Here is a 234-nt window from a genome sequence, read left to right on the forward strand (position 1 = left end):
CTGTTTAATTTCTTATAACTGATTTAGATACTGCGTACAAATAGGACAATGCTGGCCACGATACACAACCACCATTTGCCAAGCAGCGTCTTGCTGGACACGCCCTAACTCTACTTCGTTACTATTTAGTACAGGGCAATTAATCTTTGGGAAACGACTCCCCGGAAGAAGTTTATTTGTATACTGTGATGCATTAGTCATTGTTTTTCCTCTCAAAAGTGTGTACTTATATGT

General features: G+C 39.3%; 1 protein-coding gene. It reads right to left on the reverse strand.

Going from position 1 to position 234, the window contains the following annotated elements; genetic code table 11:
- Positions 1 to 12 precede the first annotated feature (12 nt).
- A partial coding sequence (locus R0K30_RS23575) for a hypothetical protein (protein ID WP_410613462.1) occupies positions 13 to 234 on the reverse strand: 222 nt, incomplete at its 5' end.

The organism is Bacillus sp. SIMBA_154 (assembly GCF_046536015.1).
Taxonomy (GTDB): Bacteria; Bacillota; Bacilli; order Bacillales; family Bacillaceae; genus Bacillus; species Bacillus pumilus_P.